This window comes from Myxococcus sp. AB025B, from assembly GCF_006518215.1.
In the GTDB taxonomy this organism is placed as follows: Bacteria; Myxococcota; Myxococcia; order Myxococcales; family Myxococcaceae; genus Myxococcus; species Myxococcus fulvus.
In genome coordinates, this window is record NZ_SRLW01000324.1 from 1 (window position 1) to 11,262 (window position 11,262).

At 70.2% G+C, this 11,262-nt stretch carries 9 protein-coding genes and 1 pseudogene; 2 read left to right on the top strand and 8 right to left on the bottom strand.

Annotated elements, in window-relative coordinates; genetic code table 11:
- Positions 1-209, bottom strand: a pseudogene (locus tag FL311_RS35930) (NADP-dependent oxidoreductase); the annotation flags it as partial.
- Between the two features lie 90 nt (positions 210-299).
- On the opposite strand from FL311_RS35930, the gene FL311_RS35935 reads away from it, so the two are divergent.
- Positions 300-1,466, top strand: coding sequence for an acyl-CoA dehydrogenase family protein (locus FL311_RS35935; RefSeq protein WP_141332195.1), 1,167 nt, complete (start codon positions 300-302; stop codon positions 1,464-1,466).
- 78 nt (positions 1,467-1,544) lie between these two features.
- Here FL311_RS35935 and FL311_RS35940 read toward each other — a convergent pair whose 3' ends face one another.
- The 7 genes from FL311_RS35940 to speD all read right to left on the bottom strand — a co-directional run bounded on the left by FL311_RS35940 (position 1,545) and on the right by speD (position 9,843).
- The gene (locus FL311_RS35940; RefSeq protein ID WP_141332196.1) at positions 1,545-3,902 is read right to left on the bottom strand and encodes an arylsulfatase; all 2,358 of its coding nucleotides are present in this window, start codon (positions 3,900-3,902) and stop codon (positions 1,545-1,547) included.
- 179 nt (positions 3,903-4,081) lie between these two features.
- Positions 4,082-5,713 (bottom strand): FAD-dependent oxidoreductase, encoded by a 1,632-nt coding sequence (locus FL311_RS35945; protein ID WP_194869500.1) that lies wholly within the window; start codon positions 5,711-5,713, stop codon positions 4,082-4,084.
- Positions 5,704-7,200: a polyamine aminopropyltransferase gene (locus tag FL311_RS35950; RefSeq protein WP_141332198.1), complete on the bottom strand. Its 1,497-nt coding sequence runs from the start codon at positions 7,198-7,200 to the stop codon at positions 5,704-5,706. The genes FL311_RS35945 and FL311_RS35950 overlap by 10 nt, the downstream gene beginning before the upstream one ends.
- 47 nt (positions 7,201-7,247) lie before the next feature.
- Complete coding sequence (locus FL311_RS35955; RefSeq protein ID WP_046711323.1) at positions 7,248-7,475, bottom strand: DUF350 domain-containing protein; 228 nt, start codon at positions 7,473-7,475, stop codon at positions 7,248-7,250.
- A complete protein-coding gene (locus FL311_RS44425; protein ID WP_194869501.1) occupies positions 7,475-7,636 on the bottom strand; it encodes a hypothetical protein in 162 nt (53 codons plus the stop codon). The genes FL311_RS35955 and FL311_RS44425 overlap by 1 nt, the downstream gene beginning before the upstream one ends.
- 30 nt (positions 7,637-7,666) lie before the next feature.
- Positions 7,667-9,568: a DUF4178 domain-containing protein gene (locus FL311_RS35960; protein ID WP_141332199.1), complete on the bottom strand. Its 1,902-nt coding sequence runs from the start codon at positions 9,566-9,568 to the stop codon at positions 7,667-7,669.
- Positions 9,565-9,843, bottom strand: coding sequence for an S-adenosylmethionine decarboxylase (speD, locus tag FL311_RS46000; protein ID WP_248542261.1), 279 nt, complete (start codon positions 9,841-9,843; stop codon positions 9,565-9,567). Before speD ends, FL311_RS35960 begins: the two co-directional genes overlap by 4 nt.
- 229 nt (positions 9,844-10,072) lie before the next feature.
- On the opposite strand from speD, the gene FL311_RS35970 reads away from it, so the two are divergent.
- A complete protein-coding gene (locus FL311_RS35970) occupies positions 10,073-11,041 on the top strand; it encodes a lipase (RefSeq protein ID WP_228557309.1) in 969 nt (322 codons plus the stop codon).
- Positions 11,042-11,262: the final 221 nt, after the last annotated feature.

Consider the following 11,262-nt stretch of genomic DNA (forward strand, 5'->3'; position numbering starts at 1 on the left):
TCTCCGGGCCTCAACGCCGGCGCATACGAGTCCACGCCGCCCAGCCGCGCCAACGTCCCCGGGTCCACCGACGCGAACAACGTCCGCACCCGCAGCTCCCCCTCCCCGGGCTCGCCCACCTCCACCGGCTCCAACCGGAAGTGCTCCGGCGCCGGACGCCCGGGAATGTGGCGCGCGAGGACGATGTGACGGCTCGACAGAGGGCTCATCGACAGGCTCCGGGTTCGAGGCGCCCCACCTTCATCCGTCCACCTCCGACTGGCAACAGGAAGTCATGTCTTCCTAGGCTGTCCACCATCATGACGAGTCTCCACACGCCCCCCGTCCATCCCCTGCTCGCCACCGCCCGGGAGCTCGCGCCGCGCCTGTCCGGGCGCTCGGCCGAAATCGAGAGCGCACGCCGCCTGCCCGCGGACCTGGTCTCCGAGCTCAACCGCGCCGGCGTCTTCCGGATGATGATTCCCGAGACCTACGGCGGCCTGGAGCTGCCCCCCGCGCTGTCGTTCCAGGTCATCGAGGCGCTCGCGCGCGCGGACGGCGCCACGGGCTGGAACGCGATGATTGGCTCGGCCACCGCGCTGACGGCCGCGTGGCTCCCGGAGGCCGTGGGCCGCGCCATCTTCTCGCGGCCCGAGGTCATCACCGGCGGCGTGGCCGCGCCCCTGGGCCGCGCCGAGCGCGTCGAGGGTGGCCACCGCGTCACCGGCCGTTGGCCCTGGGCGAGCGGCAGTCAGCACTGCCACTGGCTGATTGGCGGCGCGCTGGTGACGGAGGGCGGCAAGCCCCGCATGGTGCGAGAGGGCGTACCGGAGACGCGCCTGTTCTTCTTCCCCGCCGAGCACGTCACGCTGCACGACACCTGGTTCGCCGCGGGCCTGTGCGGCACGGGCAGCGGCGACATGGAGGTGAAGGACCTCTTCGTCCCGGACGACCACGGCTTCTCGCTCTTCGCGCCCCCGCGCGTCGCCCGGCCGCTGTATGGCTTCCCCTTCGGCCTGCTCGGCCTGGGCATCCCCGCGGTGGCGCTCGGCATCGCCCGGCGCGCCATCGACGAGCTGACCTCGCTGGCCCGCCAGAAGACGGTGGTGGTGGAGCGCAGGCTGCTGGCCTCGCGCCCCGCGGTGCAGGAGGCCGTCTCCGAGGCCGAGGCCCTCGTGCGCTCCTCGCATGCCTTCGCGCTGGAGACGCTTCACGCCGTCTTCGACGAGGCCTCCCGCGGCCCTGCCTCCGTACGCTCACGGGCCGAGCTGCGCCTGGCCATGACGCACGCCACGCGCAGCTCCGCGCGGGCCGTGGACCTCATGTACGAGGCCGCGGGCGGCCCCGCCGTCTTCCATACGAGTGCGCTCCAGCGCTGCCTGCGCGACGTGCACACCCTCACCCAGCACGCCATGGTGGCCCGGCCCACGCTGGAGCTGACCGGCGGAATCCTCCTGGGCTTCGACCCGCCGACGCCCGTGCTGTGACACGAAAAAGAGGCCCGGCCTCCCTGAAGCGCTGGGAAGAGACCGGGCCCCGAGGGGCGACGACGTGTCACCCCATGCCTACTGCCGAGCCATCGCCGTCTTGCGCTCGGACTGTTCGTCGCGCAGGTGCTCGCCCGAGACGTCCACCACGACCTCGCGCAGCGTGCCGCCGCGGAACGCGTAGGGCGCGCGGTACATCGTGCTCACCGCGGAGTTGTCATCCCGTCCGCACGTCAGCCCCTCGCCCAGGCTGATGACCAGCGGCATGGTGGCGGAGATGTCGCTCTGCGCCACCAGCTCCCCGTCGATGAACAGCCGCCCGCGTCCCGGCGCACCCTGGCCTCGGGTCAGGTCCGGCGCGCCCGTGGGCTCGAACTCGAACCTCAGCTCCGAGGGGCCCACGGGTATCTCCACGCCAGACTCGATGTGGAACTCGCGCTCGCCCACGAAGTTGTAGACGTAGTGCAGCCGCCGGTCCTGGATGAAGAAGGTGTAGCCGCCGGTGAGCCCGCCGTGGCTGAGCAGCACGCCCTCCGCGTCGCCCTCCACGTCCACCCTCGCGGTGATGGAGTGTGGCCGGTTGAGCACGTGCACCGCCACGTTCTCCGGCGCCGGTGACGTGTGCGGGCGGTACACGTAGCGCTTGCGGTCCCGGGTGATTTGCGGCCGCTCCTCGGAGAAGACGGCCCGGTCGGGCGACGCGAGCGGCATGACCTGGTAGCGCCCCGCCTCCACGTACCAGAGGGCAATCATCTCGAGGAGCTTGCCCCGCTCCTCGGACGCGAGGTTCTTCGTCTCCGAGCAGTCCTCGGCCACGTGGTACAGCTCCCACCCCTCCGCGTCGAGCTGGCGCAGCCGCTCCTCGGTGAGCTTCGACTCGCCGAAGCCCTCGCCCGCCTCGGTGAACGAAGGGCCCGGATAGGGGCACACCGCCCGCCACCCGTCGTGGTAGATGGCGCGGTTGCTGAACATCTCGAAGTACTGCGTGCGGTGCCGGCTCTCCGCCCGGGCGTCGTCGAAGGTGTGGCGGAAGCTGACGCCCTCGATGGGAGACTGGGTGACCCCGCGCAGCGCGGCCGGCGGCGTCAGCCCCAGGCAGTCGAGCACCGTGGGCACCATGTCGATGGCGTGGCAGTACTGCGAGCGGATTTCGCCGCGCGCGCGGATGCCCTTGGGCCAGTGGACCAGGAACGGGTCCGTGGTGCCGCCGCGGTACACCTCCCGCTTCCACCGGCGGAACGGCGTATCCCCCGCCCACGCCCAGCCCCAGGAGTAGTGGTTGAAGTACCTGGGCCCGCCCAGCTCGTCGATGGCCTCCAGGTTCTGCTCCAGCGACTCGGGCGTGTTGTTGAAGAACTTCAGCTCGTTGACGGAGCCGTGCGGCCCGCCCTCCGCGCTCGCGCCGTTGTCGGAGATGACCATGATGAGCGTGTTGTCCAGCTCACCGGTCTCCTCCAGGAACTTCAGCAGCCGACCGAGGTGATGGTCCGTGTGCTCCAGGAAGCCAGCGAACACCTCCATCATCCGCGCGTAGAGCCGCCGCTCGTCGGCGGACAGCGTCTCCCACTCCGCCACGTCCGGGTCGTGCCGGGACAGCTTCGTGCCCGGAGGAATCACGCCCAGCTTCAGCTGGCGCTGGTAGACCTTCTTCCGGTACGCGTCCCAGCCGTCGTCGAACTGGCCCTTGTACTTGTCCGCCCACTCCCTGGGCACGTGATGCGGGGCGTGCATCGCGCCCGTGCAGAAGTACATGAAGAAGGGCTTGTCCGGCGCCACCTGCTTGGAGTCCGCGATGAAGTCCACCGCGCGGTCCACCAGGTCCTCGGTGAGGTGGTAGCCCTCCTCGGGCGTCTTCGGCGGGAGCACCGGGTGGTTGTCGTGGACCAGGTCCGGGAAGTACTGGTGCGTGTCGCCGCCGAGGAAGCCGTAGAAGCGCTCGAAGCCGCGCCCCAGCGGCCAGCGGTTGTAGGGCCCCGCCGCGCTCGTCTGCTCCGCGGGCGTCAGGTGCCACTTGCCCAGGGCATACGTGTTGTACCCCTGCTCCTGCAGCATCTCCGAGAGGAACCCGTTCTCGAAGGGGATGGTGCCGTTGTAGCCGGGATACCCGAGGGAGACCTCGGTGATGGTGGCCATGCCGTTGGAGTGGTGGTTGCGGCCGGTGAGGATGCACGAGCGCGTGGGGGAGCACAGCGCGGTGGTGTGCATGCTGTTGTAGAGCAGTCCGCCCTTCGCCAGCCGGTCCAGGTTCGGCGTGTGGATGGGCGAGCCATAACAGCCCAGGTGCCCGAAGCCCGTGTCGTCCAGGACGATGAAGAGGACGTTCGGCGCGCCGTCCTTCGCGCGCAGCGGCCGGGGCCAGGCCGGTGAGGACTGCTCCCACGTGCGACCGATGGTGCCGGGAAAGGCACTGCCCGGCGTGTATTCCTTGAGCGACATGTCCCTTGCCTCCGAGAAGACGTGACACCGCGAGCCGCGTGCGCGAGCCCCCGTCACGGGAGGACACCGCACCGGCCCCGAAGCTCAGGAATGGACACAGCATCGGACAGCCACCGCTGTCCCCAGGGTGGAGCCGGGCGAGCAGGGCCCGGCTCGACAGCCCCTGGACGTCACTCGCGCTACAGCCAGCTCTCGGAGGCCACGCCCAGTCCCGCCAGCACGCGCTCCGCGGCCTTCACCCCGAACCAGTTCGCCTCCTCGAAGAGGGCCAGTCCCCCCAGGTCCGTGTGCGCGAAGTGCAGGCTGGGCCCCAGGCTCTCCTGCGCGGCCTGGCGCTCAGGCCCCCAGATGAAGCCGGGCGTCGGCCGCACCATGGCGTGGCCCCAGCGCTGGACCTCCAGCCGCTGCGCCTGCGCGGAGATTCCCGGGTGCGCGGGGCGCAGGTCCGCCATGACGAGCGCCTCCCAGTCCGCGTAGCTGGCGGAGAGCGCCTTCTGCCGCTCCGCCTTCACGTCCCCGCCCGCCATCGGCAGGTACCACGTGAGCACCGTGGGGCCGTTCTCGTCCTGGCGCAGCCGCTGGTGCGTGGCCACCACGTAGCCCAGGCTCTTGCTCTCCTGGAACACGTTGTCCCACGCGAGCGGGAAGCCCCGGGACACAGGCGGCGAGGACAACGTCAGGTTCGCCACCACCCACGGCGCGTAGGTGAACGCGGACAGCCACGCGGGCCGCTCCGCGCGCCACGGCGCCACCACGTGCGCGGCGATGAAGCGGGGACACGTCAGCACCACCTGACGCGCCTGGAAGGAGCGCGGCTGGCCCGTGCGCGCATCCAGCGCGTCCACCCGGCACCCCTTCGCCGAAGGCGTCACGGTGTGCACCAGCACGTCGCGCTCCACAGCGCGCGGCGGCAGCGAGCTCGACAGCTGCTGGACCAGCCGTCCGTTGCCCTCGGGCCAGCTCAGGAAGCCCTCGCTGCGCTCGCCCTGCCCGTCCTGCCGCGCGGCGAAGTACCAGATGCCCGCCCACGCGGAGACGTGCTCGGACGTGGCGCCGTAGTCGTCGCGGCACGCGTAGTCCACCAGCCACTTCAGCCGCGTGGAGTGGAAGCCCTCGCGCTCCAGCCATTGGGCCATGCTCAAGGCGTCCAGCGCCGTCCACTCCGCGTCGTCGCTGGAGCGAGAGGTGGGCACCGCGAAGGCCTTGCGCCCCTTCGCGTCGCGCGCAGCGGCGAAGGCGTTCATCCGCGCATCGAAGCGCTCCAGCTCGGCCAAGTCTGCGGCCGTGGCGCCCACGCGCAGGTAGAGCCCCTCGTACCAGTGGCCCCGGTAGAAGTGGCGCTCGTCCGGCTCCTGGATGAGCAGCGTCTCCTCGAACGTCGGCAGGCCCTGCGCGTCCACGCCCGACACCGCGCCCATCTCGCGCAGGAGCCGCACCACCGGGCCCCGGTCCTCCGTGGGCGCCGGCAGGTAGTGCGCGCCCCAGGGGAAGGACGTCACCGCGTTGCGCCCGGAGCGGGACGTACCGCCGACGTCCGCCTCCAGCTCCACCACGCGCACGTCCTTCACGCCCGCGCCCATCAGCCGCCACGCGGCGGACAGGCCGGCGATGCCGCCGCCCACCACCAGCACGTCCACCGGCTCCACCGTCTGGGCGACAGGAAGCGGGCCGCCGCGCAGCTTGTGGCCCACCTCCACCGCCCGGTCCACCACGGCGCCGGGGATGGGCGCGCGGGGAGCGTCGCGCTTGCACGCGCTGGCCACCGCCGAGCCCAGGAACGCGGCGATGAGCTCCCGCCGCGTCAGTTCCACCGCCGCCACTCCTCCTCGTAGTAGTGGACCAGCACCTGGTTGTTGAGCCGGTTCACCTCCGTGGGCAGCGGGCCCATGTCCGGAGGAAAGCGCGTCAGCGACTCCAGCGTGGGCAGGTCCAGGAAGCGCAGGCCCTCCGGCAGCGCGCGGTGGTGCCCGGGCGCCTCGTGCGCCACCAGCACGTAGCCCCACTCACCGAAGGACGGCACCAGCGCGTGGTAGGGCTCCGTCCAGTAGCCCGCGGCCCTCAGTGTGTTCTCCACGCACCAGAAGGAGCGCCGCGCGAACAGGGGGCTGGTGCTCTGCACCACCGCCACGCCGTCGGGCGCCACCCGCTTCTTGAGCAGCTTGTAGAAGCCCGTGGTGTACAGCTTGCCCAGGGCGAAGTTGTTCGGGTCCGGGAAGTCGACGATGACGACGTCGTACTGCTGCTTGCCTTCCATCAGGAACTGCATCGCGTCCGTGTTGATGACGCGCATGCGCGCATCCGTGAGCGAATGGTGGTTGAGCTTCACCAGCTCGTCGAAGCGCATGGCGAGGCCGGTAATCGCCGGGTCCAGGTCCACCAGCGTCACGGAGCGCACCTCTGGGTAGCGCAGCACCTCGCGCGCGGCCAGCCCGTCACCGCCGCCCAGGATGAGCACGTGCTCCACCTTGCCCGCGCGCACCATGGCCGGGTGCACCAGGGACTCGTGGTAGCGGTACTCGTCCAGGCTCGCGAACTGGAGGTTGCCGTTGAGGAACAGCGAGAAGCCCCGCTTGCCGCGCGTCAGGATGATGCGCTGGTACGGTGAGCTGGACGCGTGCACCACGTCGTCCGCGTAGAGCTGGTCCTCGTAGAACGTCGTCAGCCTGTCTCCCAGCGCGAAGCCCACCACCAGGAACACCGTCAGCACCACCGCCTTGATGCGCAGGCGCAGCGGGTTGCCCAGCAGCGGCGCGAGCAGCCACGTGCTCCACAGGCCCACCGCCGCGTTCAGGATGCCGAACAGGAGCGAGGTGCGCACCAGCCCCAGCTTGGGGACGAGGAGCAGCGGGAACGCGACGCTCGCCGCCAGCGCGCCCAGGTAGTCGAGCGACAGCACCTGGCTGACCAGGTCCTTGAACTTGAGCTGGTCCTTGAGGATGCGCAAGAGGAGCGGAATCTCCAGCCCCACCAGCGCGCCGATGACGATGACGCTGCCGTACAGCGCCACCTGGAACATGTCCGTCAGCGTGAAGGTGAGGAACAGCACCGGCGCGCAGATGCCGCCCAGGAGCGCCACCGCCAGCTCCACCTCCACGAAGCGCTGGGCCACCCCCTTGTCGATGTAGCGCGACAGGTAGCTGCCGATGCCCATCGCGAAGAGGTAGCCACCGATGACGGTGGAGAACTGGGTGATGGAGTCGCCCAGCAGGTAGCTGGCCAGCGCCCCGACGACGAGCTCGTAGACGAGCCCGCACGTCGCGATGACGATGACGGTGATGTACAGCAGCGTCTTGTTCACGTCGTCACTTCACGGCCGCGTCGGTGGGCCCGACGGCAAAATCCTCGTCAACCACCGATGGCCGCGGCCACGATGATGGACAGGCCGAGGATGAACGAGCCGATGACGATGCCGACCGCCGTGTTCTGGTCGACCTCCAGCTCCTTGTGCACGTCGAACGGCATGATGAGGCGGATGACGTAGAAGCCCGCCACGAACACCGCCAGGCCGATGAGCGAATAGATGACGCTCGCCAGCACACCCTGCCAGCTCACGACGACGCCGAGTAACAGCATCACTTCCCTCCCTGAAAACCACCAGTCCACAACAGGATGCCGCCCGGGCCGCGCTTCACGGTGCCCGGCACCCGGTCCTTCTCTTCACGCGTGAACGGAGACCATCCGGTCACCATCATGGTCGCGTACGCCGCGAGCACCACGCCTCCGAACCACTTCATGCGCCGCCTCCGTGTCGTGCCATCGCGAGCCTAATGATTGCCCAGGTTGCTGTCCGCCCACCTGCGCGTCTCGAAGTTGTGCGAGCGGAAGAACGCGAACACCGGCCCCAGCAGCAGCAGCACCAGCGCCACGCAGAACCAGCTCCCGTTGGGCGAGTCGTGAATCAGCTTCACGCTGTAGTTGCGCGCGGTGGGCTGCGGTGACGCGTCGAAGGACGCCGTGGTGCGCAGCACGTACTTCCCCGCCGGCAGCGTGGACAGGTACAGGGTCTCGCTCGGGCTGCCCTCCGACCAGGAGCCGTCGCTGTCCTGGCCGAAGTAGTAGCTGAGCTCCTGGTAGAAGGTCGTCACGTCGCCCGTGTCCTGGTTCACCAGGTCGCCCTGCACGCCCAGCCAGCTGTTGCCCAGCCCCGCGGCGACCTCCACCTTCATGTTGCCGCGCTTGGTCAGCTCGAACGGCTCGCTGAAGCGCGTGGCGGACGGCGTGTTGGACATCGCCTCCGGCGGCACCGTGATGCTCTGCTCCAGCACCACCCGGTTCAGCGAGCTGATGGAGAACAGGCCCGAGAGCACCACGAGCCCCAGGAACCAGATGAAGGACCACAGGAAGGTGGACTTCATCCGCTGGGAGAAGGGGTTGGGCTGGCTGGGCTGGATGCCCTCGGGCGAAGGCAGTTTCTCCAGGTTGAAGGCCTTCTGGATGACCTCCGGCGCCAGGTACTCGCCATGCGTGTACGTCACCTCGTCCTCGGTGGCGTCCACGTTGAGGGAGTACGGCGGATTCACATACTCGGTGGCCTCGGCGTACTCTCCGGCCTGCACCTTCCAGTAGAACTCGCCCTGCACCGTCTCCGTCACCGCGTGCACGTTCTGGAAGGCCTTGTAGCGCCGCTTGTCGAAGAAGGCGGACGTCAGCGGGGCCAGCGACACGTCACCGGCGGCCACCGGCTCCAGGAACACCCAGTGGCCGTTGGAGTTCATCAGCCAGACGAAGCCCTTCGCCCGGTGGTACAGCAGGTACTCCTCCCACGGGTAGCGCACGCCCTCCACCGTGCACGAGCGCACGAGGAAGCCGATGCACATCCACTCCGTGTTCTTCAGCGTCCCCTTCGCGCCCAGCGGGATGAGGGGCGGGTGGTCCGGCTTCTCCAAGAGCCGCAGGAAGGACAGCTTGCCCTTCCTCACATCCAGCAGCGCGCCGCAGAACGGGCACGCCACGCGCAGCGACTGGTCCGGCGCGCGCAGTTCCAGCGGGCCGTTGCACTCGGTGCAGCGCGCCTGCTGCAGGTCCACCTTGCGCTTCGCGCGCGGGCGGAGCTGGTCGGAGGGGATGCCCAGCTGCTCCAGCTTGAGCCGCTCCCCGATGAAGACCTCCGGGTCGCGGTGGCGGGTGCCGAAGTCCAGGGTGAGGAAGGCGCCGTTGGAGCCGGTGGCGTCGACGTAATAGGAGTCCTGCGTGGGGTCCACGTCGCTGGGGAGCTGTCCCTCGGCGGCCACCACGGTGCCGTGGCCACGCTCCTCCACCACCCAGACGCGGTTGCGCAGCTTGAGCCGCTGGCCGGGGTGCATGTCCTCCAGCTGGAGGCCCTCCTCCACGCCGCCGTCGAGCAGCAGGTGGAAGGCGCCCTCGGACTCGCTCATCCACGCGGCGCGGCCGTCGTCGAACTCCACGTACCACTCGTCCCACGGGCCCGCGCCATGGTCCTTCTGCAGGTGGCCCACCACCCGGAAGCCCGAGCGCGCGTAGCGCCCCTCCGCGCCCAGCTGGAGCAGGGAGTCGGTGGGGACGATGCGGCCAATCTTCCCGTGCGACTCGAAGTCATCGCCCTTGCGGGCCACCACCGTCTGGCAGTGGCCGCACACCACGACCTGCGCCGAGCCGGCGGTGAACTCCACGTCCGCGCCGCACGACGGACACCTCCCCTGACTCACGCCATCACCCCCCGCTTCAGCTCACGCACCTCGCATGAGGCCGCGCCCAGGCGCCTGGCCAGCAGCGACTCGAAGTCGGGCCGGGAGCGCGGGCGGCAGCAGTAGACATTGAGCGCGGCGAAGCCATGCTCGGGGAAGGTGTGGATGGCCAGGTGGCTTTCGGCCAGCAACGTCAGGCCGGTGATGCCCCCGGGCTCCGGGAACACGTGCCACTGCGGCTGACCCACGACCTTCAGGTCCAGCAGGACGATGAGCTCCTCGAAGAGCGCCGCCAACGCGGCCGCGTCCTTGAGCAACCCAGGCGAGCAGCCGCTCGCGTCAACGAGCCATTCCTGTCCGGTCGTCAGCTTCGAAGTCCTCCCGCCTCTGCCCACCTCTTTAGCACGAGCCCCGACGCACGAAAGCCGCTCGTGCCCCCGGGGCGCCCCCTCGTTGGCGTCCGGCCCGCGCTTGCCGGTACGCTCCGCAGGTGAAATGACGCAGCCGTCGCCCCCCGAAGTGCCCATGTCCCCCATCCCCACGCCCGCTCCGGAGCGGGAGCCCGGGGCCATCGCCCGGCTGACGCGAGGTCTGCGAGGACTTCCCGCCGCGCCGCGCTGGTGGGGGCCGGGCTGTGGCGGCATGGCCGGCTGGCTCCTGAACCTGCCGGCGGGCGCGCCGCCATCGGTGGACCTGACGCCGCGCTTCCACGCGCTGCTCGCGCGGGTGCGGGACGGCGAGCCGGTGTTGCCGGTGGAGGCGTGGCGACACCAGTACGTGCTGGTGCGGGGGATGCTGGGCGACGAGCTGCCCGGCTACCTCCTGGACAACGTGCAGCGGCTGGAGCGCCGGGGCCTGGACGTGCGCGAGGCGCCGGTGGACACCGAGGGGCTGCTGCTCGACAACGTCGCGGTGCTGCGCGAGGCGCTGCTGGACGCGGCGCACTTCGGGCGCTCGGTGGTGCTGGTGGGCCACAGCAAGGGCGGCGTGGAGTGCACGGCGGTGCTCGCGCTGTACCCGGAACTGCGCCGCGTGGTGCGCGCGGTGGTGACGCTGCAGGCGCCGTACGGCGGCTCGCCCATCGCGCATGATTTGTCCACCACGCCGGAGATGCGCAGGCTCATCGACTTCGCCTTCCCGCTGCTGTTCCACGGGGTGTCGCGCTCGGTGGAGGAGCTGTCCTACACCAAGCGCATGGAGTTCATCCGCCGGCACCCCTACCCCACGGACATCCCCACGGTGGCGCTCGCCACCTCGCGCCTGTCGAGGCTGTCGTCGCTCTACGCGCTGCAGCGCTACCTGGACGAGCGCTACCAGTACGCGTCCGACGGCATGGTGACGGCGCTGGACGCGGAGGTGCCGGGGGCGGGCATGGTGCGGCTGTCGGACATGGACCACGCGGAGGCCGCGCTGCGCGCCTTCCCGGGCTTCAGCCGCTACCACCCGGGGGACCTCACCGAGGTGATGGTGGCGCTGGCGCTCGAGCCCCGCTGAGCGGGGATTTGTGCCCTGCGGTGGACGTCCGGGGGCGGAGGGCGACGAGACGTCCTGGAATCCGGCGCGGGTGGGGGTAATCTGCGCCGCCCATGACCTTCCGAATCCTGACTGCGCTCGTGCTGAGCCTCTCCCTCGCCGCTTGCAAGGACTCCTCCGACAAGAAGGAGCCCTCGGCGGCCACGCCCACCCCGCCCGCCGCGACGAAGCCCGCGGACAAG

What these genes read in the sequence shown, in the direction of transcription:
- FL311_RS35955 (WP_046711323.1), bottom strand. Translation starts at nt 7,475, where the DNA reads ATGCTGTTACTCGGCGTCGTCGTGAGCTGGCAGGGTGTGCTGGCGAGC.
- FL311_RS35935 (WP_141332195.1), top strand. Translation starts at nt 300, where the DNA reads ATGACGAGTCTCCACACGCCCCCCGTCCATCCCCTGCTCGCCACCGCC.
- FL311_RS35940 (WP_141332196.1), bottom strand. Translation starts at nt 3,902, where the DNA reads ATGTCGCTCAAGGAATACACGCCGGGCAGTGCCTTTCCCGGCACCATC.
- FL311_RS35970 (WP_228557309.1), top strand. Translation starts at nt 10,073, where the DNA reads ATGTCCCCCATCCCCACGCCCGCTCCGGAGCGGGAGCCCGGGGCCATC.
- FL311_RS44425 (WP_194869501.1), bottom strand. Translation starts at nt 7,636, where the DNA reads ATGAAGTGGTTCGGAGGCGTGGTGCTCGCGGCGTACGCGACCATGATG.